The sequence below is a fragment of the Streptomyces sp. NPDC127117 genome (genome assembly GCF_042677325.1).
Lineage (GTDB): Bacteria > Actinomycetota > Actinomycetes > Streptomycetales > Streptomycetaceae > Streptomyces.
This window is the reverse complement of the sequence record NZ_JBHXTM010000059.1, coordinates 1-25,078: the sequence shown is the minus strand read 5'-3', so window position 1 is coordinate 25,078 and position 25,078 is coordinate 1. Positions and strand designations below refer to the sequence as shown.

Here is a 25,078-nt window from a genome sequence, read left to right as displayed (position 1 = left end):
GTAACCGCGCCACGGCCGGGCACCCCCAGGGTGTCCGGCCCCCCGGCGTACCCACCACCGCATCCCACTGGGGGACCGACCACCATGAGACACCTCGCACCACCGAGAACACCCGCCGCGCTGCTGCTCTGCTGCTCGCTGCTGCTCGCCGCGGCAGCCGCGGTCCTCGCCCTCGCGCCGACGGCCCGCGCCGAGGACGCGCTGGGCCGGCTGACGCTCCCGGTCACGTCGGGGAAGACCACCGACAACCCGACCTTCCCCAAGGTCAGCACCGACGGCGCCTGCCCCGCCGAGAACGCGCAACAGGTCTCACTGGTCCTGGCCAAACCGGCCGGCGGCACGGGCACCCTGGGCAAGGCGACTGCCGGCGCCCCGTTCGACCAGGGGCCGTTCAGCGCCGACATCCCCGCCGGGAAGTCGCTCGAATCCCTGCTGCGGAGCTGGATCCCGGCCGGATCGCTGGACGGTACGTACGACATCCGGCTGATGTGCCGCGACGCAGGGAACGTGGGCGGCAAGCACTTCCCCGCGAAGATCCGGGTGACCGGCGACTCCTGGGCCGTCCAGGAGGCCGCGGCCACCACGACCGCGCTCACCACCACCCCCGCGGCCACCGCCCCCGCCGGAACCGCGATCACCCTGAAAGCCGCCGTCACACCCCCGGCCGCCGCGGGGAAGGTCGCCTTCCTGGACGGCGCCACCGAGCTCGGCCGGGCCGATGCCGCCTCCGGTGCCGCCGAGTTGAGCACGAAGACGCTGGAGCGCGGCGCACACACGCTCACCGCGAAGTTCCTCCCGGCGGACTCCGCCGCGTACGCGGAATCCGTCTCCGCCGCCGTGCCGTACACCGTCACCGAGGCCGGCTCCTCGCCCTCCCCGGACCCGAGCGACACCGGCAGCCCCACCCCGGGCACCCCCGCCGACCTCGACGTCACCGACGCCGACGGCAAGGCCCTGGAGGTCAACCCGACGCTCACCGCGGGGCAGAAGGTCCTCATCACCGCCCGCGGCTACACCGAGAACGCCAAGGTGAAGGTCACCCTCGCCGACAGCGAGGCCGTCCTCCCCGACGCCACCGCGAACGCCGAAGGGACCGTATCCGCCTACGCGTTCACCGTCCCGGCGAAGATCGAGGACGGCTCGTACACCCTCACCCTCGCCGAGCCGGGCGCCGACGGCCACAGCGTCGAGTTCCTCTTCGCCATCGGTGACGCCCCGGGCCCCGACCCGGGCCCGAGCGACTCCGCGGGCAGTGACGACGGCGGTACGACGGACGGCGCGGACGGCGGGAACAGCGGTTCCGCCACCGGCGGCTCGGGCGGCGGCGGGGACACCGCCACCGGTCCGCTCGCCTCGACCGGCACCAGCGCGCTCGCGCTCGGCGCGGCGGCGCTCGCGCTCTGCGGCCTCGGCACCGCGTTCGTGATGCACACCCGCCGCAAGGGCCTGCTCCGGTTCTGACGCACGGGGGCGGGGGCCGCGGTCCCCGCCCGCCCGTGCCGGCACCGGCACCCGCACCCCATCCCGCCCCGACGAGGAGCGCATCCGACGTGACGACCGTGCTGACCCCGCCGCCACCGGTGACCCCCGCCCCACCCCCGACCCCGCCGCCGGGCCCCGGGGCGGCGTCCCGGCCCCCCGCCCGCCCCGGCCTCGCCCTGGCCGGAGCGGTGCTCTGCGTTCTCGCGGCCGTGCTCCTCGGCTTCGCCGCCGACCTCACGGTCGTCGGCCACCTCCAGCACGCCCGCGACCAGCAGACCGGCTACGCCGAGCTGCGCGGACAACTCGCGCTCGGCACCGCCCCGGTGGGCCAGCGCACCTACGACAACAAACCCCTCGCCCCGGGAGCGCCCGTCGCACTGCTGCGCGTCCCGTCCCTCGGCCTGCGCGAGGTCGTCGGCGAGGGCACCACCTCCGGCATCCTGATGTCCGGCCCCGGACACCGCCGCGACACCCCGATGCCCGGCCAGGCGGGCACCAGCGTGATCATGGGCCGCCAGTGGGGGTACGGCAGCCCGTTCAACCGCCTCTCCCGGCTCCCCACCGGGGCGAGGATCGAGGTGACCACCGGTCAGGGCAAGGCCGTGTACGAGGTTTCGGCGCTCCGGCGCTCGGGCGACAGACTCCCCGCACCCGCCGGGGCCCGCGGCCGGCTCACCCTGATGACCGCGGCAGGCAGCCCGTACACCCCCGCCGGGGTGCTGTACGTGGACGCCGAACTCACCACCCCCGTCCAGCCCAGCCCGCCCCGGCTCGTCCGCCTCGGCTGGATCGGCCCCGCCGAGGAGGCGCTCGGCGGCGAGAGCGAGGAGGGCGGTGCCTGGCTCGCGGTCTTCCTGTGGTCGCAGGCCCTGCTCGCCGCCGCACTCCTGGCGGTCTGGCTGCACCGGGTCTGGGGGAACTGGCAGACCTGGATCACCGCCGGACCCGTACTCGCCGCACTCGGCCTCGCGACCGCCTCGGCCGCCACCCGCCTCCTGCCCAACCTGCTCTGAACGACCTGGAGTTGACGCATCCCGATGACCGAGACCATCCCGCTGCCCGCCGCCGCGCCGAACCGGCCGCGCACCGTCACCGCCTCGCCCGCCACCCTCGAAGCCGAAGCGGTCTCCGCCTGGTTCGGCGACCACAAGGTCCTGGACCGGGTCTCCCTGCACATGCCCGCCCTGGAGGTCACCGCGCTGATCGGCCCGTCGGGCTGCGGCAAGTCGACGTTCCTGCGCATCCTCAACCGGATGCACGAACTGATCGGCTCCGCCTCACTGGCCGGCCGGGTCCTGCTGGACGGCGAGGACATCTACGACCGCGGCCGCCGCATCACCCGGACCCGCCGCGAGATCGGCATGGTCTTCCAGAAGCCCAACCCGTTCCCCGCCATGTCCCTGTACGACAACGTCCTGGCCGGCCTGAAACTCAACGGGATCAAGGCGGCCAGGGACGGCAGGGACGATCTCGTCGAGGAGTGCCTGACCAAGGCGGGGCTGTGGCGCGAGGTCAAGGACCGGCTCCGCCGTCCAGGCGGCGCGCTCTCCGGCGGACAGCAGCAACGCCTGTGCATCGCGAGGTCGTTGGCGGTACGGCCCCGGGTGCTGCTGATGGACGAGCCCTGCTCCGCGCTCGACCCGACCTCCACCCGCCGGATCGAGGAGACCATCGCAGACCTCAAGGAGGAGGTCACCATCGTGATCGTCACGCACAACATGCAGCAGGCGGCCCGGGTCTCCGACCACTGCGCGTTCTTCCTCGCCGAACAGGGCACCCCCGGCGTCATCGTCGAGCACGGGCCGACCGACGAGATGTTCAACTCCCCGCAGGACGGCCGGACCGCCGACTACGTGAACGGCCGCTTCGGATGACGTTCCGGTGCCCCGCCACGCTCACCGCCCCGCTCCTGCTGCTCGCCCTGCTCACCGGGTGCGGCCGCGGCACGGACCCGGTGGCGTCCCCGGAACCCCGGGCAGCCCGGCCGGCGCCCGTCGCCGCGCCCGCCACCACCCCGCCCACCGTCCCGCCGGCCCGGACAGCCGCACCGCCGTCCACGCCCGCGAGCCCGCACCCGGCCGCCACCGCACCGGAACCCCGCACCCCGTCCCCCGTACGCCCCGCCGCCCCCGCGCCCGCCGCCCCCGCTCCCGCCCGCACCCCGGCTCCGGTGGCCCGCACCGGCGGCGGGAGCGGCAGCCGCGACGGCCGGGCCGCGGGCACGACGCTGCGGATCGGCGGCTGGTCGGCCGGGGTCGTCCGGGGCGGCCAGGAGACCATCGACGCCTGCCGGGACGCGGTGCAGTGGGCGGGCCCGGACTTCGGGCAGGAGGACGGCTACAGGATGCGCACGGTGGTGGTCGTCGGCCACGACCACTGCGGCTTCGGACAGTTCGCGACCCTGCCGATCGGCACGGTGGTCACCGTCGAGACCCCGCGCCGGACCCTGCGCTACCGGGTGTACGCCCGCCATCTCACCCCGGGCCGCGGTACCCCGGCACACGGCCTGTACTGGGGCGATCTGACGCTCCAGTCCTGCGTGGGCCCGGACACCGGCTTCACGTACCTGGTGCGCACCTGAAGCCGTTGCCCGGTCCCGGCCGGACCGGGATCAGATCCCGGCGGCGGCCGCCAGATCGCGCTTGATCCCGGCGAGCAGCCCGGCGCCCTCGGCGCGGGCGGCCGGCAGCTCGTCCGCCGAGGCGACCGGCACCACGACTTCCAGGTAGCACTTGAGCTTCGGCTCGGTGCCGCTCGGGCGGACGATCACCCGGGCGCCCCGCAGGTGGTAGCGGAGCCCATCGGTGGGCGGCAGCCGGTCCGTGCCCAGCGCCAGGTCCTCGGCCGAGGTGACGTCGAGGCCCGCGAGCGCGGTCGGAGGCTGCTCGCGCAGCCGCGCCATGGCGTCGGAGATGACCGACAGGTCCTTCACCCGCACCGACAACTGGTCGGTGGCGTACAGCCCGTGGGCGAGCGCGAGATCGTCGAGGAGATCGAGCAGCGTACGCCCCCGCTCCTTGAGCACGGAGGCCAGCTCGGCGACGAGCAGAGCGGCCGTGATGCCGTCCTTGTCGCGTACGCCGTCGGGGTCGACGCAGTAGCCGAGCGCCTCCTCGTACCCGTAACGCAGCCCGTCCACCCGGGCGATCCACTTGAAGCCGGTCAGCGTCTCCTCGTGGCCGAGCCCCGCCTTCGCGGCGATCCGGCCGAGCAGCGAGGACGACACGATCGACTCGGCGAAGACCCCGCTCACGCCCCGGTCCACCAGATGGGCGGCGAGCAGCGCACCGACCTCGTCGCCGCGCAGCATCCGCCAGCCGCCCTCGGCGGCCGGGTCCGGGACGGCGACGGCGCAGCGGTCGGCGTCCGGGTCGTTGGCGATGACGATGTCGGGGTCCGTGCGGCGCGCGGTCGCGAAGGCGAGGTCCATCGCGCCGGGCTCCTCCGGATTGGGGAACGCGACGGTGGGGAACGCCGGATCGGGCTCGGCCTGCTCGGCGACCAGGACCGGCGCGGGGAACCCGGCCCGGTCGAACGCGGCGGTCAGCACCGACGTACCGACCCCGTGCATCGCCGTGTACACGACCCGGGCGGTACGCGGCGACCCGGCGGCGAGCACGGCGTCCGTACGGGCCAGATAGGCCGCCAGGACCTCCTCGCCGAGGGTCTCCCAGCCGTCGTCGGGGCGGGCCACGCCGTCGAGCGGGCCGACCTCTGCGATCGCGGCGGCGATCTCGCCGTCCGCCGGGGGGACGATCTGCGAGCCGTCGCCGAGATAGACCTTGTAGCCGTTGTCGCGCGGCGGATTGTGGCTGGCGGTCACCTCGACGCCCGCGACGGCGCCCAGGTGCCTGATGGCGTACGCCAGCACGGGGGTGGGGAGCGGGCGGGGGAGCACCGCGGCCCGCAGTCCCGCGCCGGTCATCACGGCCGCGGTGTCGCGGGCGAAGTCGGCGGACCTGTACCGGGCGTCGTACCCGATGACGACGAGCCCGCCGCCCTGCCCCTGCGCCTTGAGGTACGCGGCGAGGCCGGCCGCGGCGCGGATGACGACGGAGCGGTTCATCCGCATCGGCCCGGCGCCCAGCTCACCGCGGAGCCCGGCGGTGCCGAACTGCAGCGTGCCGGCGAACCGTGCGGCGAGCTCGTCGAGATCCGCGGCCTCGATGAGTCCGGCGAGCTCGTCGCGGGTCTCGGGATCGGGGTCCTCCGCTAGCCACGTCCTGGCCTGTGCGATGAGGTCCTGCTGCACGGCGTCCGCCTTTCCGGCTGTCCGGGATGGTTTCGTGGGTGGAGTGCGCGGCCCCGGGGGAACGGCCGCGACCGGTCAGATGCGTTCGAGGACCCGGGCCAGCAGCGCGCCCATGCGCGTGGCGGAGTCCCGGCCCGCCTGGAGCACCTCTTCGTGGTTGAGCGGCTCCCCGCTCAGCCCCGCCGCGAGGTTGGTGACCAGCGAGATGCCCAGCACCTCGGCGCCCGCCTCGCGGGCGGCGATGGCCTCCAGCACGGTGGACATGCCGACCAGGTCGCCGCCCATCACACGGACCATGTTGATCTCGGCCGGCGTCTCGTAGTGCGGGCCGGGGAACTGCACGTACACACCCTCTTCGAGGGTCTCGTCGACCTCCTTGCACAGCGCGCGCAGCCGCGGCGAGTACAGGTCGGTCAGGTCGACGAAGTTGGCGCCGATGATCGGGGACGCCGCCGTCAGGTTGATGTGGTCGCTGATCAGCACCGGCTGACCGGGGCGCATGCCCTCGCGCAGACCACCGCAGCCGTTGGTCAGGACGACGGTCCCGCAGCCGGCCGCGACGGCGGTACGGACCCCGTGCGCGACGGCGGCGACGCCCCGGCCCTCGTAGAAGTGGGTGCGGCCCAGGAAGACCAGGACCCGCTTCTCGCCGATCTTGTACGAGCGGATCGTCCCGCCGTGCCCCTGCACCGCGGGCGCCGGGAAGCCGGGCAGCTCGGTCACCGGGAACTCGGCCTCCGGAGCGCCGAGCGCATCGCCCGCGGGTGCCCAGCCGGAACCCATCACGAGCGCGACGTCGTGGGTCTCGGCACCGGTCAGCTCGCGCAGGCGGGCGGCGGCGTCGGCGGCGGCGGCGTGCGGGTCGCCCTGGATGTTGTCCGGAATAACTGATGCGTTCACGCGGATGAGGGTAGCCGGTGATTCCCTACGCGCGTAGATGCCTATGTGCAGAGTCTGTACACGCTTGCTCGTACTTTCACACAAAAGCGCTGGTCGGCCGGGTCAGCAGGGTCGCTTGCGGAGTTCCATCACATAGTCGTGCGGTGCGCCCGCGGACTCCGCGGCGTCGGCGATCTCGCCCAGATAGCGGGCGGACGGCAGCCCGCCCTCGTAGCCGTTCAGCACATACATCCAGGCCGGCTCCTCGCCGTCCAGGGTGTGCACCCGCACCCGCATCCGCCGGTAGATGTCGAGGCCGACGCCCTCCCACCGGTCCATGGAGTCCTCGTCCATCGGCGCCAGGTCGTACAGCGCCACGAAGACCTGGGAACGGGGCGCCTCCACCACCGTGGCCAGCGCGCCTTCCCAGCCCATCTGCTCCCCGCCGAAGGTCAGCCGCCAGCCGTTGAGCCAGCCGGTGCCGCGCAGCGGGGAATGCGGTGCGCGGCGCGTCATCAGCCGCGCGTCGAGGTTGCCGGCGTACGCGGCGTAGAGCGACATGGGTTCGAGGGTACGGGAGGTGACGGGGGGAACGTCGATTCCGGTGCGGAAGACCACTCGCGAGGTTCCGCTTCCCGCTCCCGGGCCCCGGCGTGCACGCCCCGGCGCACGGATGGAGGGCCCCGGGGCGAAGCACCTTGGCGCGTGCGGGACAATGAAGTACGTACTGCATTCCCCCGGGGCGTTCCCCCGGACCCCCGGCCGGGGCAGCAGACGGCCGCGGGATGACATACGCGAGGCGGACTTTTCGTGACCCGGATCGTGATCATCGGCGGCGGACCCGGCGGCTACGAGGCGGCGTTGGTGGGCGCCCAGCTCGGTGCGGAGGTGACCGTCGTCGACTGCGACGGCCTCGGCGGCGCGTCCGTGCTCACCGACTGCGTGCCCTCGAAGACCCTGATCGCGACGGCGGAGGTGATGACCACCTTCGACTCCTCGTACGAGGAGCTGGGCATCATCGTCGCGGACGACACCCCGCACGTGGAGCAGGCCGCCCGGGTGGTCGGCGTCGACCTCGGCAAGGTCAACCGGCGGGTGAAGCGCCTGGCGCTCGCCCAGTCCCACGACATCACCGCCTCCGTCACCCGGGCCGGTGCCCGCGTGATGCGCGGCCGCGGCCGGCTGTCCGGCCTCCAGGCCGCCGACGGCTCCCGCGAGGTCATCGTGACCGCCGCGGACGGCACCGAGGAGACGCTCACCGCCGACGCCGTGCTGATCGCCACCGGCGGCCACCCCCGCGAGATCCCGGACGCGCTCCCCGACGGCGAGCGGATCCTGAACTGGACCCAGGTCTACGACCTCGACGAGCTGCCCGAGGAGCTCATCGTGGTCGGCTCCGGTGTGACGGGCGCCGAGTTCGCGGGCGCCTACCAGGCGCTCGGCTCGCGCGTCACCCTGGTCTCGTCCCGTGACCGGGTGCTGCCGGGCGAGGACCCGGACGCCGCCGCCGTGCTGGAGGACGTCTTCCGGCGCCGCGGCATGAACGTCATGGCCCGCTCCCGCGCCCAGGCCGCCAAGCGGGTCGGCGACCGGGTCGAGGTCACCCTCGCCGACGGGCGGGTCATCTCCGGTTCGCACTGTCTGATGGCGGTCGGCGCGATCCCCAACAGCGCGGGCATGGGCCTGGAGGAGGCCGGGGTCCGGCTCAAGGAGTCCGGCCACATCTGGACCGACAAGGTCTCCCGCACCAGCGCGCCCGGCGTGTACGCGGCCGGTGACGTCACCGGGATCTTCGCCCTCGCCTCGGTCGCCGCCATGCAGGGCCGGATCGCGATGTACCACTTCCTCGGCGACGCGGTGGCCCCGCTGGACCTGAAGACGGTCTCCTCGAACGTCTTCACCGACCCCGAGATCGCCACCGTCGGCTACACCCAGGCCGATGTCGACGCGGGCAAGATCGACGCCCGGGTGGTCAAGCTGCCGCTGCTGCGCAATCCGCGTGCCAAGATGCAGGGCATCCGCGACGGATTCGTCAAGATCTTCTGCCGGCCCGGCACCGGCATCGTGGTCGGCGGCTGTGTCGTCGCGCCGCGTGCGAGTGAACTCATCCACCCGATCTCGATCGCGGTCGACAACAATTTGACGGTGGAACAGATCGCAAACGCCTTCACCGTGTATCCGTCCCTGTCGGGTTCGATCGCGGAAGTGGCCAGGCAGTTGCACACCCGTAAGCGCGCGGGTGAGGCGTAACCGCCCCCGGGGAGCCCGGTAATCCCCGGCAACCCGGGCAGTCCGGGCAGTCCGGCGACGGCCGCCCGATCAGTACGGATCAACAACGGGGCCGCCTATACCACTTGGCGGCCCCTTGTATGTACAACTTCCGTTATTCGGCGCAAACTGCTGAAAACACTCGGGCGGTCACGTTACTGTCAGTTTCGTGTTCGCTGCAGAACGTCGTCAGTTGATCCTCGAAATGGTGCGTGCCAACGGGGCGGTATCGCTCCGTGAGCTCGCCCGCGTCGTCCAGACCTCCGAAGTGACCGTACGGCGGGACGTGCGGGCACTGGAGGCAGAAGGACTCCTCGACCGCCGGCACGGCGGTGCGGTACTGCCGGGCGGTTTCACACGGGACTCCGGCATTCCGCAGAAATCCCATCTCGCCACCGCGGAGAAGACGGCCATCGCCGACCTCGCCGCCGGTCTCGTGGAGGAGGGCGAGGCCATCGTCGTCGGAGCCGGCACGACCACGCAGGAGCTGGCCCGCCGGCTCGCGCGGATCCCCGGCCTGACCGTCGTCACCAACTCCCTGCTGGTCGCCCAGGCGTTGGCCCATGCCAACCGGGTGGAAGTGGTGATGACCGGCGGCACTCTGCGCGGTTCCAACTACGCCCTGGTGGGCAGCGGTGCCGAGCAGTCCCTCCAGGGGCTGCGGGTCTCGCGAGCGTTCCTCTCCGGGAGCGGGCTCACCGCGGAGCGCGGCCTGTCCACGTCCAACATGCTCTCCGCGAGCGTGGACCGGGCGCTGGTGCAGGCGGCCGCCGAGGTGGTGGTCCTGGCCGACCACACCAAGCTCGGCTCCGACACCATGTTCCAGACGGTGCCGACCGATCTCATCACCCGTCTGGTGACGGACGAGCCTCCCGGCCACGACGACCGCGCCGCCACCGAACTGCAGGCCCTCGCGGACCAGGGGGTGCAGATCGCGGTGGCCGGATCGGGAAGCGGCACCGCGACGGCCGAGACCCTGCCGCACGGCCGGCAGCAGGGCCGCCGCGACATGCCGCTGCCCGGCCAGCGCCGTACGCACGGGGGCGGGCCCGGGGGACCGGGCCCGCAGCAGCTGCGGAGCGCGGCGGTGGTGGCGGAGCAGGGGGACCGGGCGAGGGTGGCGGACCTGCGGCGCCGGTAGGAAGAGGGTCCTCACATCGCCGGGGGCGAAAGTCCGGCCTCGTCGGCGTTCGAGGCACGGGTCCGGGGCGGAGCCCCGGTTGCGGGCAGGGGCGGACAGGGCAACGGCCCCGCGCAGCGGACGACGACGCACCGCCCCGCTCCCCACTCAATCCCCTTCCGCCCGCGCCCCCTTCAGTCCCTGCAAGGTCAGCATCAGCAGCCTTCCCGCCAACTCCGGGTCGTCCGGCGACTGTTCGGCGGTCAGCGCGATCGCGTTCGTCAGCTGCATGAGGTCGTCGATCGACACATCAGGCCGCACCGCTCCGCTCGTCTGCGCCCGGACCAGCAGCACCCTCCCCGCCTCGCGCAACGGCACATTGCACTGCGAGAGGGCCGAAGTCTCGTCCCGTGACGTCGACATGAGCGCCTGAGCCAGCCCCCGGTACTCACCCGCATGGGTGATGATCGCGCCCAGCCACTCCACCAGACCGGCGCACGGCTGCCGCGCCTGCGCCAGCTCCCGGGAACGGGTGATCAGGGACGTCAGGGCCTCCTGGAAGACCGCGTTCATCAGCGCGTGCCGGTTCGGGAAGTGCCGGTACAGCGTGCCGATCCCCACGCCCGCGCGCCGCGCGATGTCCTCCAGGGACGCGTCGGTGCCGTGCTCCGCGAAGGCGGTCCGGGCCTCGTTGAGCAGCCGGTCGTAATTCCGGCGCGCGTCGGCACGCATGGGCCGGGGCGGCGTCTGCGCCGTACTGGTCGCCATCGCGCAGCCTCCCTTCTTCCGCCTCGGGGTCCAGGATGCCATCGTGCGCCACCTGGGTGCGGCCGGACCGCCGCGTACGGCGGAGGGGCCCCCGCGGAAGCCGTAGGACTCCGCAGGGGCCCCTGGGGCCCGGATACCGCGTCGATCAGTCCTTGATCTCGCAGATGACGGCGCCGGAGGAGACCGAGCTGCCGACCTCGGCGGCGAGGCCCTTGACGGTGCCGGAGCGGTGCGCGTTGAGCGGCTGCTCCATCTTCATGGCCTCCAGGACGACGATCAGGTCGCCCTCCTGGACCTCCTGGCCCTCCTCGACGGCGATCTTGACGATGGTGCCCTGCATCGGGGACGCCAGGGTGTCGCCGGAGACCGCCGAGCCGCTCTTCTTCGCGGCGCGGCGCTTGGGCTTGGCACCGGCGGCGAGTCCGGTACGGGCCAGGCTCATGCCGAGCGAGGACGGGAGGGAGACCTCCAGGCGCTTGCCGCCGACCTCGACCACGACCGTCTCGCGGCCGGCCTCTTCCTCGGCCTCCGCGTCGGCGGCGGCGGTGAAGGGCTTGATGTCGTTGACGAACTCGGTCTCGATCCAGCGGGTGTGGATCCGGAACGGCTCGCTGGTGAAGGCCGGGTCGACGACGACCGCGCGGTGGAACGGGATGGCGGTGGCCATGCCCTCCACGTTGAACTCGGCCAGCGCACGCGCCGCGCGCTGCAGCGCCTGCTCGCGGGTCGCACCGGTCACGATGAGCTTCGCCAGCAGCGAGTCCCAGGCCGGGCCGATGACCGAGCCGGACTCCACGCCCGCGTCGAGGCGGACACCGGGGCCGGTCGGCGGGGCGAACGTGGTGACGGTGCCCGGGGCGGGCAGGAAGCCGCGGCCCGGGTCCTCGCCGTTGATCCGGAACTCGAAGGAGTGACCACGCATCGCGGGGTCGTCGTAGCCGAGCTCCTCGCCGTCCGCGATGCGGAACATCTCGCGGACGAGGTCGATGCCGGTGACCTCCTCGGTGACCGGGTGCTCCACCTGGAGGCGGGTGTTGACCTCCAGGAAGGAGATCGTGCCGTCCAGGCCCACCAGGAACTCGACCGTGCCGGCGCCGACGTAGCCGGCCTCCTTCAGGATCGCCTTGGAGGCGGCGTACAGCTCCGCGTTCTGCGCCTCGGACAGGAAGGGGGCCGGGGCCTCCTCCACCAGCTTCTGGTGGCGGCGCTGGAGCGAGCAGTCACGGGTGGAGACGACGACCACGTTGCCGTGGGTGTCGGCCAGGCACTGGGTCTCCACGTGCCGGGGCTTGTCGAGGTAGCGCTCCACGAAGCACTCCCCGCGGCCGAACGCGGCGACGGCCTCACGGACCGCGGAGTCGTACAGCTCCGGGATCTCCTCCAGCGTGCGCGCGACCTTCAGACCGCGGCCGCCGCCGCCGAAGGCGGCCTTGATGGCGATCGGCAGCCCGTTCGCCTCGGCGAAGGCGACGACCTCGGCGGAACCCTCGACCGGGTCGGGCGTGCCGGCCACCAGCGGGGCCCCGGCGCGCTGCGCGATGTGCCGCGCCGCGACCTTGTCGCCGAGGTCGCGGATGGCGTGCGGCGGCGGGCCGATCCAGGTCAGGCCGGCGTCGAGCACGGCCTGCGCGAATTCGGCGTTCTCCGACAGGAAGCCGTAGCCCGGGTGGACCGCGTCGGCACCGGAGTCCTTGGCAGCCTGGAGCACCTTGGCCATGTCCAGGTAGCTGGCGGCCGGGGTGTCACCGCCCAGAGCGAATGCCTCGTCGGCCGCGCGCACATGCAGAGCGTCGCGGTCCGGGTCTGCGTAGACGGCCACGCTCCCGATCCCGGCATCCCGGCATGCCCGAGCAACACGGACAGCGATTTCGCCACGGTTGGCGATGAGCACCTTGCGCACGATGGCTCCCTCCTTGAAACAAGCTGAGTTTAGGGACTACCGACACGGCCCTACGACCCGTCCCCAATGGTGAGCTTGCCCACACGGAGTGTGATTCGAGGCTTGCTCAAGTCGCGAAATCCCTTGTGGCACCACGGTACGCCGGGTTTCATAACCGCACAGTAGCCACAAGGTGTGGTCCAGGTCTCTGTTCGTACGAGCTGCGACTCCGCGCGTTTCTTTGTCGAGTCCCCACTAATGGGCGAACAATTCTTTGCCCGACGCACTTGAGTCGCGACAAGGGGGGTGCGAGGAGAGTGCGCCCGCGTATGCCGCGAGCGCGGGGCGGAAGCGGAGATCGCGGGGCCCTTGTCCGGAGCATTACTGGTTAGTAGGGTCCGCGCTATCGCACGTACTGCAGGTAACAGGGGGTGAACACCGTGGTGCGCAGACCGGTGGCGTTCGTGGCCGCGATCGTGCTGTTCGTGGAGGCCGTGGGCATCGTGCTCATCAACGGCATCCTGGCGACGGTCGTCAGGAACCAGGACATGTCGCTGGCCGGGATGGATCCCACCGTCATGTCGAACGGCACCTGGGCGATGGGCGGCGTCTTCGGCCTGTACCTGCTGCTGTGCGGGCTGCTCCTGCTGCTGGCCGGCATCCGCGACCGGGCCCCCGGCCGGTTCGCCCGCATCGTCCTGATCATCTGCGCCGTGGTGCACGCGGTGCTGGGCGCGCTGACGGTCGGGCTGGTCGGCTGGGCCGCGTTCGCGAGCATGATGGTGGTGCTCGGGCTGATAGTGCTCACACTGGTGGCGTACGGCACCCGTTCCGACGAGCCCGCAGACGACGCCGGGGCGGGGGCCCCGGCGCCGGTCTGATCCGGGGGCCGGACCGGTCTCCGGCCGGGGCGCCCGGTTCGGGCCCGGCGCCCGGTTCAGACCCAGAGCTCGGTGACGGAGATCCCCAGCTCGCCCAGCAGCCGGCGCAGCAGCGGCAGCGAGAGCCCGATGACATTGCCGTGGTCGCCCTCGATGGAGTCGACGAACGGTGCCGAACGGCCGTCCAGGGTGAAGGCGCCCGCGACGTGGAGCGGCTCGCCGGTGGCCACGTAGGCGGCGATCTCGGCGTCCGTCGGTTCGCCGAAGCTGACGGTGGTGGAGGCGGTCGCCGACGCGGTGCGTCCGGTCGCGGTGTCGATCACGCTGTGGCCGGTCCGCAGCACCCCGGCCCGGCCGCGCATGGACTTCCAGCGCGCGATGGCCTCCTCGGCGTCGGCCGGCTTGCCGAGCGCCTCGTCGTCGAGTTCGAGCACCGAGTCGCAGCCGATGACCAGGGCGCCGGCCGCCTCCGGCCGGCCCGCCACCGCCGCGGCCTTGGCCTCGGCGAGCACCAGCGCCAGCTCGGCCGGGGTCGGGGCGCTCAGCGCGTCCTCGTCCACCCCGCTGACGATCACCTCGGGGGCGAAGCCGGCCTGCCGCAGCAGACCGAGACGGGCGGGGGAGGCGGAGGCGAGCACGAGACGGCGCTGATCAGTCATACGGGTCATCGTAGAAGAGGCGCCCCGGCACCGGCCCCGTACGGCCCCCTCGGGCCTCAGCGCATCCCGAGCACGAACATCGCGACGACCATCGCCAGGGCGAGCACCAGCCCCGCGCGGCGCATCATGTCCTGGGCGTCGCGCAGTTCCTTCGGGGGTTTGTTCTCCGGGTCGGACCACAGCATGGAAACGATCCTGCTGCCGTGGCGGGCGGCGCGCCTGAGTACGGGTACTCAGGCGCGCCGCTTTGCATACCGGCCGGATCGCGCCCGGACGCACCGGAGGCCCGGACCCAAAAGGGCCCGGACCTCCGGAAACGGTGTGATGGGATACCCCGGCGACCACCGGGATCGCGGCTACCCGGGCCAGTACGTCCGGGCCCAGGCCCGCGGCCCGGGCAGATGGCGCGTGCGCCGGGCGATGCGCCCCGGATCGGACCACTGACCGGGCAGCGCCGGACCGCCGGCCGGACCGCCGGCCGATTCCTCGGACGTCGTCGCCGCGGCGCGCGCCCGCACCACCGCCAGTGCGGCTGCCAGCTCCTCCGGGGTCGGGTTGCCCCGTACGACCTTGATCATGGCCAGGACCCTTTCTAGAGGGGGATGTTGCCGTGCTTCTTCGGGGGCAGCGACTCCCGCTTGGTACGCAGCTGGCGCAGCCCCTTCACGATGTGCGCGCGGGTGTCGGACGGCATGATCACCGCGTCGACGTAACCGCGCTCGGCCGCCACGTAGGGGTTGAGCAGGGTGTCCTCGTAGTCGGCGATCAGTTCGGCGCGGGTGGCGTCCTGGTCCTCGGCGGCGGCGATGGTGCGGCGGTGCAGGATGTTCACCGCGCCCTGCGCGCCCATCACCGCGATCTGCGCGGTCGGCCAGGCGAGGTTGATGTCGGCGCCGAGGTGCTTGGAGCCCATGACGTCGTACGCGCCGCCGAACGCCTTGCGGGTGATCACGGTGATCAGCGGGACGGTCGCCTCGGCGTACGCGTAGATCAGCTTGGCGCCGCGGCGGATGATGCCGCCGTACTCCTGGTCGACGCCGGGCAGGAAGCCGGGGACGTCGACGAAGGTCAGCACGGGCACGTTGAAGGCGTCGCAGGTGCGGACGAAGCGCGCGGCCTTCTCGCTCGCGTTGATGTCCAGGCAGCCCGCGAACTGCATCGGCTGGTTCGCGACGATGCCGACCGGGTAGCCCTCGACGCGCCCGAAGCCGGTGATGATGTTCGGTGCGAACAGAGCCTGCGTCTCCAGGAACTCGCCGTCGTCCAACACGTGTTCGATGGCGGAGTGCATGTCGTACGGCTGGTTCGCCGAGTCCGGGATGAGGGTGTCCAGCTCACGGTCCTCGTCCGTGGTGGCGAGCTCCGCCACCTCGGGGAAGGCGGGCGCCTCGGACAGGTTGTTCGAAGGGAGGTACGAGAGCAGCGACTTGACGTACTCGATGGCGTCCTTCTCGTCGCCCGCCATGTGGTGCGCCACCCCGGAGGTGGTGTTGTGGGTACGGGCGCCGCCGAGCTCCTCGAAACCGACGTCCTCACCGGTGACCGTCTTGATGACGTCGGGGCCGGTGATGAACATGTGCGAGGTCTGGTCGACCATGACCGTGAAGTCGGTGATCGCGGGGGAGTAGACCGCGCCGCCCGCGCACGGTCCGACGATCAGCGAGATCTGCGGCACGACGCCCGATGCGTGCACATTGCGACGGAAGATCTCGGCGAACAGGCCGAGCGCGGCCACGCCCTCCTGGATCCGGGCGCCACCACCGTCGTTGATGCCGATGACCGGGCAGCCGGTCTTCAGCGCGAAGTCCATCACCTTGACGATTTTCTCACCGTAGACCTCGCCGAGCGAGCCGCCGAAGATGGTGAAGTCCTGCGAATACACGCAGACGGGACGGCCGTCGACCGTGCCGTAGCCGGTGACGACGCCGTCCCCGTAAGGGCGGTTCTTCTCGATGCCGAAGTTGGTGGAGCGGTGCCGGGCGAATTCGTCGAGCTCCACGAAGGAACCCTCGTCGAGCAGCAGATCGACCCGTTCGCGCGCGGTCAACTTGCCCTTGGCGTGCTGCTTCTCGATCGCGCGCGCGGAGCCCGCGTGCGTCGCCTCGTCGATACGGCGCTGCAGGTCCGCGATCTTGCCCGCGGTGGTGTGGATGTCGGTCTCTTCCGGCTCGGACATCGGGTGGCGGCTCCCTGCCTGGTCACGGGGACGACTGTGCTGCTGATCAGGTGCTGAACACCTACTGATCCGTAGGGTATCGGCGCGGATACGGTTCGGCAGTGCGTCGTTTGCCACACCTAGTCTGGCTTGCATGACACCTTCGGATACGCCACAGAGCCGTTGGTCGGACCTGGACCGACCGCCCCTGAACGTCCCCGCGCTGCGCCGCGGACTGCTGCGGCCGGGCGGACTGTGGACCTCGCTCGACGTGGTGGAGACCACCGGTTCCACCAACTCCGATCTCGCCCGGCGCGCGGCCGAGGGGCTCGACGAGGGCGCCGTGCTGGTCGCCGAGGAGCAGACCGCGGGCCGCGGCCGCCTCGATCGCACCTGGACGGCTCCGGCCCGTTCGGGCCTCTTCTTCTCCGTCCATCTGACGCCGGGCGACATCCCCGTCGAACGGTGGGGCTGGCTGCCGCTGCTCGCCGGTGTCGCCACGGCGACCGGCCTGGCGCGGGCCGCGGGCGTCGACACGGCCCTGAAGTGGCCCAACGACCTCCTGGTCACGGTCGGGGGCGAGGAGCGCAAGGCGGGCGGCATCCTGGCCGAGCGCGCCGGGGCCGGCATCGTCGTGGGCATCGGCCTCAACGTCTCCCTGCGCGCCGACGAGCTGCCCGCCCCCACGGCCGCCTCGCTCGCCCTGGCCGGTGCGGTCTCCACCGACCGTGAGACGCTGCTGCGGGGGGTGCTGCGCTCGCTGGAGCACTGGTACGACCGCTGGCGCGCGGCGGACGGCGACGCGGCGGCCGGCGGCCTGCAGGAGGCGTACGCGGCGGGCTGCGCGACGCTGGGCCGGACGGTACGGGCCCAGCTCCCCGGCGACCGCACGCTCACCGGCGAGGCCGTGGCGATCGACGGCGACGGCCGCCTGGTCCTCTCCACCGGGAACGGCCTCCAGGAACCCGTCTCGGCCGGCGACATCGTCCATCTGCGTGGCGTGGGGGGTGGTCTGGTCTGAGGCCGGGGCCGTCCGGCTGCCGTTCCGTCCTCAATCGCCGGACGGGCGGGAAACACCTCGCCCGGTATTCGAAGGACAACCGAAACCACCCACGCCCCCCGGCCCACCCAGGAACATTCCCGGACGCCATAGGGGCGTGAGCTGCGGCACACCTGCCGTATCGTTGAGGCGATCCACCGACAGATCGGCAGGGCAGTGCGCAGGGAACGGGCAGGAGGCGGCTGGTGACCGTCGACGACACGACCTCCGGTGCGGGTACACAGCCCCCGTCGGAACCCTCGGTCCACGCGACACCGCATCACGAAGTCGACCATACGGCGGAACCGACCGACGACCCCCTCGCGATCCGGCTGGAACAGCTGATCCTGGGCGCCGACCGTCGCTACACGCCGTTCCAGGCGGCCCGTACCGCCGGTGTCTCGATGGATCTGGCCTCCAGGTTCTGGCGGGCCATGGGCTTCGCCGACATCGGGCAGGCCAAGGCGCTCACCGAGGCCGATGTGCTGGCGCTGCGCCGGCTCGCCGGTCTCGTCGAGGCGGGGCTGCTCAGCGAGCCGATGGCGATCCAGGTGGCCCGGTCCACCGGGCAGACCACCGCCCGGCTGGCGGAGTGGCAGATCGATTCGTTCCTGGAAGGGCTGACCGAGCCGCCCGAGCCCGGAATGACCCGTACCGAAGTCACCTATCCGCTGGTCGAGCTGCTCCTGCCGGAGCTCCAGGAGTTCCTGGTCTACGTGTGGCGGCGCCAGCTGGCCGCCGCCACCGGGCGCGTCGTGCAGGCCGCCGACGACGAGGAGATGGTCGACCGCAGGCTGGCCGTCGGCTTCGCCGACCTCGTCGGGTTCACCCGGCTGACCCGGCGGCTGGAGGAGGAGGAGCTCGGCGAGCTGGTCGAGGCCTTCGAGACCACCTCGGCCGACCTGGTGGCCGCCCACGGCGGCCGCCTCATCAAGACCCTCGGTGACGAGGTCCTCTTCGCCGCCGACGACGCGGGCACCGCGGCCGAGATCTCGCTGCGCCTGATCGAGGCGATGACCCAGGACGAGATCATGCCGGCGCTGCGCGTGGGCATCGCGTTCGGCACGGTCACCACCCGGATGGGCGATGTCTTCGGCACGACGGTGAACCTCGCCAGCCGCCTCACGTCGATAGCGCCGAAGGACGCCGTGCTGGTGGACGGGGCCTTCGCGGAGGAGCTGACCCGCACCGGTGACGCCCCCGCCTCCGAGGCGCAGGCGGCGGAGGAGGCCGCGGTGGCCGAGAAGGAGCGCCAGGAAGGCGTGGAGTCGGCCGCGGCACCCAAGTACCGCTATGGGCTCCAGCCGATGTGGCAGCGCCCCGTGCGCGGGCTCGGTGTGGTGGAGCCCTGGCTGCTGGCCCGCCGCGGCACCTCCTGAGCCCGGCTGCGGACCCGGCCTTTCCGGTCCACCCGGACCGGCCCCCGACCGCTGTCAGGGCCGCGCCATAGGATCCCTCCGGTAACGATCGTTAACCGGAGGGGTGCAGTCATGACCGTCACGTCCGAGCAGCGGTTCGGGGAATTCGTCGCCGTACGGGTCCACGAGGGCCAGGAACACGTCGCCGAGCTGGTGCTCGACCGGCCCAGGGCGATGAACGCCGTGTCCACCGACATGGCCCGCTCGATCGCCGCCGCCTGCGCCGCGCTCGCCGTCGACCCCGGTGTGCGGGTCGCCGTCCTCACCTCCAGCCACGAGCGGGCCTTCTGCGTGGGCGCCGACCTGAAGGAGCGGAACTCCTTCACCGACGCCGAACTGCTGCGCCAGCGCCCGACCGCCCGCGCCGCGTACACCGGTGTGCTCGAACTGCCGATGCCGACGATCGCCGCCGTGCACGGCTTCGCGCTCGGCGGCGGGTTCGAGCTGGCGCTCTCCTGCGATCTGATCGTCGCCGACCGCACCGCCGTGGTCGGCCTGCCCGAGGTGTCGGTCGGGGTGATTCCGGGCGGTGGTGGTACGCAGTTGCTGCCGCGGCGGATCGGTGCGGCGCGCGCCGCCGAGCTGGTCTTCTCGGCCCGGCGGGTGGAGGCGGCCGAGGCGCTCGGCCTCGGGCTGGTCGACGAACTGGTGGAGGCCGGGCAGGACCGGGCGGCCGCGCTGGCGCTCGCCGGCCGGATCGCCGCCAACTCCCCGGTGGGGCTGCGGGCCGCCAAGCGGGCGCTGCGGCTGGGCCACGGCCTCGACCTCCGGGCCGGTCTCGAAGTCGAGGACGCCGCCTGGCGGTCGGTGGCATTCTCCGGCGACCGGGCCGAGGGCGTGGCCGCGTTCAACGAGAAGCGGAAGCCGAACTGGCCCGGCGAGTGACACGACGTGACATTGCGTAATCGAATAGACACGCAGTGAAAGCAGTCGATGTCCCAAACTGATCAAATCACCACAAATCTACATAAGCTGTAGCGATGGGTGGTGATGATGCACGGCTGCGGGCCGTGGTTTCGCTTGCGCAGACGATGGCGGCGGCACACACCCCGCGGGGGTCGTGGCGAGCGGCCGCGCTGGGGGCGTGCGAGGCGCTGGGCGGCAGCTTCGCCGCACTCTCCGTGTGGGAGCGCGGGCGCGGGGAGCTGCGCGTGCTGGTGAACGCGGGCCAACGGGCCGAGGGGGAGGAGGAGTTCCCCGAGGCGGAGGCGTATCCGGTGCACCAGTTCCCGGAGATCACCGAGTTCCTGCACGAACGGTGGGCCGGGGGCGGTGAGCCGGACGCCTGGGTCGAGACCGCCGACGGCCCGGTGGACGCGGGCGCGGGCGCCGGGGTGCGGGAGTACGGGAGCGGCTACGGCCGGGAGCGGGTGGCCGCCCTGCGCCGGCGCGGGCGCGGCTGCTGCGTGGTCGCGCCGATCGTGCTGCACGGGCGGGCCTGGGGCGAGCTGTACGTGGCCCGCCCGGTGGGGGCGCCGGTGTTCGGCCGGGAGGACGCGGACTTCGCGACCGTGCTGGCCGCGGTCGTCGCCGCGGGGATCTCCCAGGCCGAACGGCTCGAAGAGGTCCGCAAGCTCGCCTTCACCGACCCGCTCACCGGTCTGGCCAACCGTCGCGCCGTCGATGTGCGGCTCGACGAGGCGGTGGAGCGGCACCGGGCGGACGGGGCGGTGGTCAGCCTGGTCGTCTGCGACCTCAACGGGCTGAAGCAGGTCAACGACACCCATGGACACGCGGTCGGCGACCGCCTGCTGGAACGTTTCGGCTCGGTGTTGTCCCGCTGCGGCGCCATGCTGCCCGGCGCGCTCGCGGCCCGGCTCGGCGGTGATGAGTTCTGTCTGCTCACGGTGGGCCCGGAGGTGGACGACGTGGTCCGGGTGGCCACCGAACTCTGTGAGCGGGCGGCCGAGTTGGAGCTGGGGGACGGGGTGGCGTGCGGGATCGCCTCGACCGGCGATCCGATCGGCCCGGTGGTCTCGGCGCGGCGGCTGTTCCGGCTGGCGGACGCGGCCCAGTACCGGGCGAAGGCGGCCCGTTCGGTCAAGCCGGTGGTGGCGGGGCGCGACGGCGAGGTGATCCGGCTGGCCGACTCGCCGCCCAGGTCCCCGCACGATCGCCGTCACCTGCGCGGCAGCCGGCCCTGAGGGGTGCGCGAATCGGTAAGGGGTCAACCGTACGACCACTAGTGACATGAAGGGATTCAGTCCGTACGCTTCTGAATATGGATATGCATACAGTCGTGGTGGGGGCGTCCGGCACCACCGCTCAGGACGTCATCGCCGTGGCCCGCGGCAACGCCCGCGTCGAGCTCTCCGCCGCCGCCGTGGACGCGCTCGCCGCCGCCCGCGAGATCGTGGACGCGCTCGCCGCCAAGCCGGAGCCGGTGTACGGGGTCTCCACCGGATTCGGGGCGCTGGCCAGCCGGCACATCAGCCAGGACCTCCGCGCCCAGCTCCAGCGCAACATCGTCCGCTCGCACGCCGCCGGCATGGGCCCGCGCGTCGAGCGCGAGGTCGTCCGCGCGCTGATGTTCCTGCGGCTGAAGACGGTCGCCTCCGGACACACCGGCGTACGCCCCGAGGTCGCGCAGACCATGGCCGACGTCCTCAACGCGGGCATCACACCCGTCGTCCACGAGTACGGCTCGCTCGGCTGCTCCGGCGACCTGGCCCCGCTCTCCCACTGCGCCCTGACGCTGATGGGCGAGGGCGACGCGGAGGGCCCCGACGGCACCGTGCGCCCCGCCGGCGAACTGCTCGCCGCCCACGGCATCACCCCGGTCGAGCTGCGCGAGAAGGAGGGCCTCGCCCTCCTCAACGGCACCGACGGCATGCTCGGCATGCTCGTCATGGCCCTGGCCGACCTGAGGAACCTCTACACGTCCGCCGACATCACCGCCGCGCTCTCCCTGGAGGCGCTGCTCGGCACGGACAAGGTGCTCGCCCCGGAGCTGCACGCCATCCGCCCGCACCCGGGCCAGGGCGCCAGCGCCGACAACATGCTGCGCGTCCTCGCCGGATCCGGCCTCACCGGCCACTTCCAGGAGGACGAGGCGCCCCGCGTGCAGGACGCCTACTCCGTACGCTGCGCCCCCCAGGTCAACGGCGCCGGGCGCGACACCCTCGACCACGCCGCCGTCGTCGCGGCCCGCGAGCTGGCCTCCGCCGTCGACAACCCCGTCGTGCTGCCCGACGGCCGGGTCGAGTCCAACGGCAACTTCCACGGCGCGCCCGTCGCGTACGTGCTCGACTTCCTGGCGATCGTCGCCGCCGACCTCGGCTCCATCACCGAACGCCGCACCGACCGGCTGCTGGACAAGAACCGCTCGCACGGGCTGCCGCCGTTCCTCGCCGACGACGCCGGGGTGGACTCGGGCCTGATGATCGCCCAGTACACCCAGGCCGCCCTGGTCAGCGAGATGAAGCGGCTCGCCGTGCCCGCCTCGGCCGACTCGATCCCGTCCTCCGCGATGCAGGAGGACCACGTCTCCATGGGCTGGTCGGCGGCGCGCAAGCTCCGTACCGCCGTCGACAACCTCGCCCGGATCGTCGCCGTCGAGCTGTACGCGGCGACCCGCGCCATCGAACTGCGCGCCGCCGGTGGTCTCACCCCCGCCCCCGCCTCGCAGGCAGCCATCGAGGCGCTGCGCGCCGCGGGGGTCCAGGGCCCGGGGCCGGACCGCTTCCTGTCGCCGGACCTGGCCGCGGCGGACGCGTTCGTACGCGCGGGGAAGCTGGTCGCGGCGGTCGAGCCGGTGACCGGCCCGCTGGCCTAGGGGATCCGGTCCGGATCAGGCCGGATCCGAACGAAAGACCCTGGGAGCCGGTTCCTGGGTGTCGGCGCGGCGTGCCGAGTGGGAGACGAACGCCGCGCCGATGCCCAGGAACGTCACGCCGCCGATCAGATACGGGGTGGTGTCGACGCCGGTCCCGGTGTCGGCCAGCCTCGGACCGGCCGCGGTGTCCCCGGCGACGGCGGTGGTGGCCGGTCCGCTCCGGCTGCCCGGTTCGTCCGTCGCGTTGGCGGACGGCACGAACCACAGGGCGGCCAGCAACGTGGCCGCGGCGGTGGCGGTCAGGAGCGGGCGGCGGGCGATGACCACGGAATCGATCCCCTTGTCACGGGCGTGAGTTAGCCATGTGCGCCGATGCTAGTGAAAGCAGCGGGTCGCGGGAAAGCCGGGAGTGCGAGGAGCTTACGCTCCGGCTCATGAGCACTTCTGAGACATCACGCTTTGTTCGGCTTCGGGTCGAAATGGTGCTGGAGATCACGGACCCCGCCGCCCTCAGCGGCACCGCCCTCGAATCGATCGCCGCCGAATACGGGGAACCGGGCGGCGAGTCCGCCGAGGAACGCACGCGCGCCGAGAGCGCCGTACGGGAGGACGGCGCGGAGGCGCTGGCCTCCCTCATCGACCCGTTCGACCTGGTCGGCGAGGTACCCGGGGTCGAGCTCGCGCAGGCGTCCTGGAGCAGCGAGACCGTCGACTACGACCCCGACGACCCGGACGCCTGGGACCTCGACGACGAGGACGGCGAGGAGGACGAGGAGGACGACGACGGGAGCGGTGGCGACGTCCCGCACAATGGGTGAGGACGACGACGGTCACGTCGCCGCGAGCGGCGGGACCGGCAGCTGGTGAACACCGGCCCCGGACCGTTTCGTACGCGGTCCGGGGCCGTGCCGTACGCCGGTCGCCCCTATGTGATCGGCGTCGGGAACCACCGCAGCCGCGGACGCGTCGTTGAGTGTTGTTCCCCACATCTTTCGTGGATGTGGAACGGAGGACCCTTTCCATGGGTTCTAGGACCATTGACGGGTTTCGCCGGTCGACGGCGGTTGTGCTCGGGGTTTTTTGGGGATTCGGCAACGATGGAGAAGCTTGTGATGACGGACAGCAAGCGGCGCAGGGGCCTGATGGCCGCGTCCGCACTGCTCGGCGGCGTACTGGTGCTCACCGCCTGCAACGACAGCGGGGACAGCAGTGCCGAGGGCTCGAAGAAGTCGCAGGCTGCCGCGGTCGACAAGGCGGCGGCCCAGGACGCCTCGGAAGCGCAGATAGCGATCTCGCCGAAGAACGGCGCGACCAACGCGAGCATCAACAACGACGCCAAGGTCACCGTCACCAAGGGCACGCTCTCCGAGGTCACCATGACCACCGCGGCCGGTGACGCCGTCAAGGGCACGCTCGCCGCCGACGGCAAGAGCTGGAAGCCGGACGTCCAGCTGGAGCGCTCGACCACGTACAAGATCAGCGCGACGGCGAAGGACTCCAAGGGCCGCGAGGCGCACGAGAACTCCTCCTTCACCACCGTCTCGCCCGCCAACAGCTTCATCGGGAACTTCACCCCCGAGGACGGTTCCACGGTCGGCGTCGGCATGCCGGTCTCGATCAACTTCAACAAGGCGATCACGGACAAGAAGGCCGTCCAGGCCGGTATCACCGTGACGTCCAGCAGCGGCCAGCAGGTCGTCGGTCACTGGTTCAACTCGCAGCGTCTCGACCTGCGCCCCGAGAACTACTGGCAGGGCGGCTCCACCGTCACGCTGAAGCTGGCGCTGGACGGCGTCGAGGGCGCCGACGGCGTGTTCGGTGTGCAGCAGAAGACGGTCACCTTCAAGGTCGGCCGCAACCAGGTCTCGACGGTCGACGCCAACACCAAGATGATGACCGTCACCCAGGACGGCAAGACGATCAAGACCATCCCGATCTCCTCCGGCTCCTCCTCCAACCCCACGTACAACGGGCAGATGGTGATCTCCGAGAAGTTCAAGGAGACCCGGATGAACGGTGCGACGGTCGGCTTCACCGACGACGACGGCAAGGGCGAGTACGACATCAAGGACGTTCCGCACGCCATGCGGCTGTCCACCTCGGGCACCTTCATCCACGGCAACTACTGGGGCGCGCGGTCGATCTTCGGCAGCGCCAACACCAGCCACGGCTGTGTCGGCCTCGCCGATGTGAAGGGCGCGGGCGACGCCAACCAGCCCGCCGCCTGGTTCTACAACAACTCCCTCGTCGGCGACGTGGTCATCGTCAAGAACTCCCCGGACAAGACCATCACCCCCGACAACGGCCTCAACGGCTGGAACATGAGCTGGGCCGAGTGGACGGCGGGCTCCCAGGCCTGACCCGACCCCACGCGCCCATCCCCGGCGCGGGCCGAACCCCGTACGGAGGCGGGGGGGCCCCGGCCCCCGCCCCGCCGCGGGGCCGGCCCCCCCCGCGGGGGGGGTGCGTTAATGATGGGAGGAACGAGGGGCGGCCCCCCAAT

At 72.2% G+C, this 25,078-nt stretch carries 24 protein-coding genes; 14 read left to right on the top strand and 10 right to left on the bottom strand.

Features of this window, described 5'->3' with window-relative positions; genetic code table 11:
• Nucleotides 1-84: 84 nt before the first annotated feature.
• From ACFVH0_RS34220 to ACFVH0_RS34205, 4 genes are all read left to right on the top strand, one after another.
• On the top strand, nucleotides 85-1,461 hold the full coding sequence (locus tag ACFVH0_RS34220) for an Ig-like domain-containing protein (protein ID WP_385826635.1): 1,377 nt from the start codon (nucleotides 85-87) through the stop codon (nucleotides 1,459-1,461).
• 89 nt (nucleotides 1,462-1,550) lie between these two features.
• On the top strand, nucleotides 1,551-2,495 hold the full coding sequence (locus ACFVH0_RS34215; protein ID WP_385826633.1) for a sortase: 945 nt from the start codon (nucleotides 1,551-1,553) through the stop codon (nucleotides 2,493-2,495).
• Between the two features lie 24 nt (nucleotides 2,496-2,519).
• Entirely contained in the window at nucleotides 2,520-3,356 is an 837-nt protein-coding gene (locus ACFVH0_RS34210; protein WP_385826631.1) for a phosphate ABC transporter ATP-binding protein, read from the top strand.
• The gene (locus ACFVH0_RS34205; protein ID WP_385826630.1) at nucleotides 3,353-4,063 is read left to right on the top strand and encodes a hypothetical protein; all 711 of its coding nucleotides are present in this window, start codon (nucleotides 3,353-3,355) and stop codon (nucleotides 4,061-4,063) included. Before ACFVH0_RS34210 ends, ACFVH0_RS34205 begins: the two co-directional genes overlap by 4 nt.
• Nucleotides 4,064-4,093: 30 nt before the next feature.
• Here the strand turns inward: ACFVH0_RS34205 and ACFVH0_RS34200 are convergent, their stop codons facing one another.
• From ACFVH0_RS34200 to ACFVH0_RS34190, 3 genes are all read right to left on the bottom strand, one after another.
• The gene (locus ACFVH0_RS34200; protein ID WP_385826628.1) at nucleotides 4,094-5,734 is read right to left on the bottom strand and encodes a phospho-sugar mutase; all 1,641 of its coding nucleotides are present in this window, start codon (nucleotides 5,732-5,734) and stop codon (nucleotides 4,094-4,096) included.
• A gap of 75 nt (nucleotides 5,735-5,809) precedes the next feature.
• The gene (locus ACFVH0_RS34195) at nucleotides 5,810-6,634 is read right to left on the bottom strand and encodes a purine-nucleoside phosphorylase (RefSeq protein ID WP_385826626.1); all 825 of its coding nucleotides are present in this window, start codon (nucleotides 6,632-6,634) and stop codon (nucleotides 5,810-5,812) included.
• A gap of 102 nt (nucleotides 6,635-6,736) precedes the next feature.
• Nucleotides 6,737-7,174: a gamma-glutamylcyclotransferase gene (locus tag ACFVH0_RS34190; protein ID WP_072486709.1), complete on the bottom strand. Its 438-nt coding sequence runs from the start codon at nucleotides 7,172-7,174 to the stop codon at nucleotides 6,737-6,739.
• Nucleotides 7,175-7,423: 249 nt separating this feature from the next.
• Here ACFVH0_RS34190 and ACFVH0_RS34185 point away from each other — a divergent pair, with 249 nt between their 5' ends.
• Nucleotides 7,424-8,863, top strand: coding sequence for an NAD(P)H-quinone dehydrogenase (locus ACFVH0_RS34185; RefSeq protein WP_385826624.1), 1,440 nt, complete (start codon nucleotides 7,424-7,426; stop codon nucleotides 8,861-8,863).
• Between the two features lie 223 nt (nucleotides 8,864-9,086).
• Complete coding sequence (locus ACFVH0_RS34180; protein WP_385826667.1) at nucleotides 9,087-10,022, top strand: DeoR/GlpR family DNA-binding transcription regulator; 936 nt, start codon at nucleotides 9,087-9,089, stop codon at nucleotides 10,020-10,022.
• A 147-nt stretch (nucleotides 10,023-10,169) separates the two neighbouring features.
• Here ACFVH0_RS34180 and ACFVH0_RS34175 read toward each other — a convergent pair whose 3' ends face one another.
• Nucleotides 10,170-10,769: a TetR/AcrR family transcriptional regulator gene (locus tag ACFVH0_RS34175; RefSeq protein ID WP_385826622.1), complete on the bottom strand. Its 600-nt coding sequence runs from the start codon at nucleotides 10,767-10,769 to the stop codon at nucleotides 10,170-10,172.
• Nucleotides 10,770-10,914: 145 nt separating this feature from the next.
• A complete protein-coding gene (locus tag ACFVH0_RS34170; protein ID WP_385826620.1) occupies nucleotides 10,915-12,669 on the bottom strand; it encodes an acetyl/propionyl/methylcrotonyl-CoA carboxylase subunit alpha in 1,755 nt (584 codons plus the stop codon).
• A 410-nt stretch (nucleotides 12,670-13,079) separates the two neighbouring features.
• On the opposite strand from ACFVH0_RS34170, the gene ACFVH0_RS34165 reads away from it, so the two are divergent.
• Nucleotides 13,080-13,529 (top strand): hypothetical protein, encoded by a 450-nt coding sequence (locus ACFVH0_RS34165; protein ID WP_385826619.1) that lies wholly within the window; start codon nucleotides 13,080-13,082, stop codon nucleotides 13,527-13,529.
• A 56-nt stretch (nucleotides 13,530-13,585) separates the two neighbouring features.
• Here ACFVH0_RS34165 and ACFVH0_RS34160 read toward each other — a convergent pair whose 3' ends face one another.
• The 4 genes from ACFVH0_RS34160 to ACFVH0_RS34145 form a co-directional block, all read right to left on the bottom strand.
• Nucleotides 13,586-14,197, bottom strand: coding sequence for a Maf family protein (locus tag ACFVH0_RS34160; protein ID WP_385826617.1), 612 nt, complete (start codon nucleotides 14,195-14,197; stop codon nucleotides 13,586-13,588).
• 47 nt (nucleotides 14,198-14,244) lie between these two features.
• Nucleotides 14,245-14,373 (bottom strand): morphogenic membrane protein MmpB, encoded by a 129-nt coding sequence (mmpB, locus tag ACFVH0_RS34155; RefSeq protein ID WP_326767404.1) that lies wholly within the window; start codon nucleotides 14,371-14,373, stop codon nucleotides 14,245-14,247.
• A 171-nt stretch (nucleotides 14,374-14,544) separates the two neighbouring features.
• Nucleotides 14,545-14,766, bottom strand: coding sequence for an acyl-CoA carboxylase epsilon subunit (locus ACFVH0_RS34150; protein WP_266791523.1), 222 nt, complete (start codon nucleotides 14,764-14,766; stop codon nucleotides 14,545-14,547).
• Between the two features lie 14 nt (nucleotides 14,767-14,780).
• Complete coding sequence (locus ACFVH0_RS34145) at nucleotides 14,781-16,364, bottom strand: acyl-CoA carboxylase subunit beta (RefSeq protein WP_385826615.1); 1,584 nt, start codon at nucleotides 16,362-16,364, stop codon at nucleotides 14,781-14,783.
• Nucleotides 16,365-16,497: 133 nt separating this feature from the next.
• On the opposite strand from ACFVH0_RS34145, the gene ACFVH0_RS34140 reads away from it, so the two are divergent.
• The 5 genes from ACFVH0_RS34140 to hutH all read left to right on the top strand — a co-directional run bounded on the left by ACFVH0_RS34140 (nucleotide 16,498) and on the right by hutH (nucleotide 22,575).
• Nucleotides 16,498-17,364, top strand: coding sequence for a biotin--[acetyl-CoA-carboxylase] ligase (locus ACFVH0_RS34140; RefSeq protein ID WP_385826613.1), 867 nt, complete (start codon nucleotides 16,498-16,500; stop codon nucleotides 17,362-17,364).
• A gap of 224 nt (nucleotides 17,365-17,588) precedes the next feature.
• Nucleotides 17,589-18,761, top strand: a complete 1,173-nt coding sequence (locus tag ACFVH0_RS34135) for an adenylate/guanylate cyclase domain-containing protein (protein ID WP_385826612.1) — start codon at nucleotides 17,589-17,591, stop codon at nucleotides 18,759-18,761.
• 111 nt (nucleotides 18,762-18,872) lie between these two features.
• Complete coding sequence (locus ACFVH0_RS34130; RefSeq protein WP_385826610.1) at nucleotides 18,873-19,685, top strand: enoyl-CoA hydratase/isomerase family protein; 813 nt, start codon at nucleotides 18,873-18,875, stop codon at nucleotides 19,683-19,685.
• A gap of 95 nt (nucleotides 19,686-19,780) precedes the next feature.
• Nucleotides 19,781-20,944 (top strand): diguanylate cyclase domain-containing protein, encoded by a 1,164-nt coding sequence (locus ACFVH0_RS34125; RefSeq protein ID WP_385826608.1) that lies wholly within the window; start codon nucleotides 19,781-19,783, stop codon nucleotides 20,942-20,944.
• A 77-nt stretch (nucleotides 20,945-21,021) separates the two neighbouring features.
• A complete protein-coding gene (gene hutH, locus ACFVH0_RS34120; RefSeq protein ID WP_385826606.1) occupies nucleotides 21,022-22,575 on the top strand; it encodes a histidine ammonia-lyase in 1,554 nt (517 codons plus the stop codon).
• A gap of 15 nt (nucleotides 22,576-22,590) precedes the next feature.
• On the opposite strand, the gene ACFVH0_RS34115 is transcribed toward hutH, so the two are convergent.
• Nucleotides 22,591-22,902: a hypothetical protein gene (locus ACFVH0_RS34115; protein ID WP_385826604.1), complete on the bottom strand. Its 312-nt coding sequence runs from the start codon at nucleotides 22,900-22,902 to the stop codon at nucleotides 22,591-22,593.
• A 107-nt stretch (nucleotides 22,903-23,009) separates the two neighbouring features.
• On the opposite strand from ACFVH0_RS34115, the gene ACFVH0_RS34110 reads away from it, so the two are divergent.
• Entirely contained in the window at nucleotides 23,010-23,393 is a 384-nt protein-coding gene (locus ACFVH0_RS34110; protein WP_385826602.1) for a hypothetical protein, read from the top strand.
• Nucleotides 23,394-23,672: 279 nt separating this feature from the next.
• The gene (locus ACFVH0_RS34105; RefSeq protein ID WP_385826600.1) at nucleotides 23,673-24,935 is read left to right on the top strand and encodes an Ig-like domain-containing protein; all 1,263 of its coding nucleotides are present in this window, start codon (nucleotides 23,673-23,675) and stop codon (nucleotides 24,933-24,935) included.
• Nucleotides 24,936-25,078 lie beyond the last annotated feature (143 nt).

What these genes read in the sequence shown, in the direction of transcription:
- ACFVH0_RS34220 (WP_385826635.1), top strand. Translation starts at nt 85, where the DNA reads ATGAGACACCTCGCACCACCGAGAACACCCGCCGCGCTGCTGCTCTGC.
- ACFVH0_RS34210 (WP_385826631.1), top strand. Translation starts at nt 2,520, where the DNA reads ATGACCGAGACCATCCCGCTGCCCGCCGCCGCGCCGAACCGGCCGCGC.
- ACFVH0_RS34205 (WP_385826630.1), top strand. Translation starts at nt 3,353, where the DNA reads ATGACGTTCCGGTGCCCCGCCACGCTCACCGCCCCGCTCCTGCTGCTC.
- ACFVH0_RS34190 (WP_072486709.1), bottom strand. Translation starts at nt 7,174, where the DNA reads ATGTCGCTCTACGCCGCGTACGCCGGCAACCTCGACGCGCGGCTGATG.
- ACFVH0_RS34180 (WP_385826667.1), top strand. Translation starts at nt 9,087, where the DNA reads ATGGTGCGTGCCAACGGGGCGGTATCGCTCCGTGAGCTCGCCCGCGTC.
- ACFVH0_RS34175 (WP_385826622.1), bottom strand. Translation starts at nt 10,769, where the DNA reads ATGGCGACCAGTACGGCGCAGACGCCGCCCCGGCCCATGCGTGCCGAC.
- ACFVH0_RS34160 (WP_385826617.1), bottom strand. Translation starts at nt 14,197, where the DNA reads ATGACCCGTATGACTGATCAGCGCCGTCTCGTGCTCGCCTCCGCCTCC.
- mmpB (WP_326767404.1), bottom strand. Translation starts at nt 14,373, where the DNA reads ATGCTGTGGTCCGACCCGGAGAACAAACCCCCGAAGGAACTGCGCGAC.
- ACFVH0_RS34150 (WP_266791523.1), bottom strand. Translation starts at nt 14,766, where the DNA reads ATGATCAAGGTCGTACGGGGCAACCCGACCCCGGAGGAGCTGGCAGCC.
- ACFVH0_RS34145 (WP_385826615.1), bottom strand. Translation starts at nt 16,364, where the DNA reads ATGTCCGAGCCGGAAGAGACCGACATCCACACCACCGCGGGCAAGATC.
- ACFVH0_RS34140 (WP_385826613.1), top strand. Translation starts at nt 16,498, where the DNA reads ATGACACCTTCGGATACGCCACAGAGCCGTTGGTCGGACCTGGACCGA.
- ACFVH0_RS34130 (WP_385826610.1), top strand. Translation starts at nt 18,873, where the DNA reads ATGACCGTCACGTCCGAGCAGCGGTTCGGGGAATTCGTCGCCGTACGG.
- ACFVH0_RS34125 (WP_385826608.1), top strand. Translation starts at nt 19,781, where the DNA reads ATGGGTGGTGATGATGCACGGCTGCGGGCCGTGGTTTCGCTTGCGCAG.
- hutH (WP_385826606.1), top strand. Translation starts at nt 21,022, where the DNA reads ATGGATATGCATACAGTCGTGGTGGGGGCGTCCGGCACCACCGCTCAG.
- ACFVH0_RS34110 (WP_385826602.1), top strand. Translation starts at nt 23,010, where the DNA reads ATGAGCACTTCTGAGACATCACGCTTTGTTCGGCTTCGGGTCGAAATG.
- ACFVH0_RS34105 (WP_385826600.1), top strand. Translation starts at nt 23,673, where the DNA reads ATGGAGAAGCTTGTGATGACGGACAGCAAGCGGCGCAGGGGCCTGATG.